The sequence below is a fragment of the Gluconobacter sp. P1D12_c genome (assembly GCF_018812105.1).
Classification (GTDB): Bacteria; Pseudomonadota; Alphaproteobacteria; order Acetobacterales; family Acetobacteraceae; genus Gluconobacter; species Gluconobacter oxydans_A.
On the sequence record NZ_JACSIQ010000296.1, the window covers coordinates 1 to 519 of the forward strand.

1 protein-coding gene is annotated in these 519 nt (G+C 53.9%); it reads right to left on the reverse strand.

The window, feature by feature from the left end:
- On the reverse strand, positions 1 to 486 hold a 486-nt coding region (locus tag KP705_RS16830), incomplete at its 3' end, for a recombinase family protein (RefSeq protein WP_215765088.1).
- Between the last annotated feature and the right edge of the window lie 33 nt (positions 487 to 519).

Sequence of the window (519 nt, forward strand, 5' to 3'; positions counted from 1 at the left end):
ATCATACATCCGGCGAAGCTCTTTTTGCTGACGTTCAGAAAGCTTGGGTTTCTTTCCGCGTAGTTTACCTTTGTCGCGTGCAACGGCCATCMCTTCACGAGTACGCATCCGGATCAGATCGGCTTCAAACTCCGCGAAAGTCGCAAGGATGTTGTAGAACAACTTGCCCATTGGATGAGACGGATCGTGAATACTCTTCCCAAGTTGAAGCTTCACGCCACGGGAAGCCAGGCTCTCGACAATAAGCCGTGCATCAGGGACAGAGCGGGCCAGTCGATCAAGCTTTGGTACGACCAAAGTATCGCCACTACGAACAGCCGCCAGTGCCTGGTCAAGGCCGGCCCTTTCCCGGTTCGTGCCGGTGAAGCCCTTGTCGGTGTAAATACGATCGGCAGAAACACCGAGTTTGAGCAGTTCCTGATGCTGGGCCGCGAGATCCTGTTTGTCCGTCGAGCAGCGGGCATAGCCGATCATTATGTGTGTCATACGGGAAAGTGTAACGTATAAGGCCCCATGACT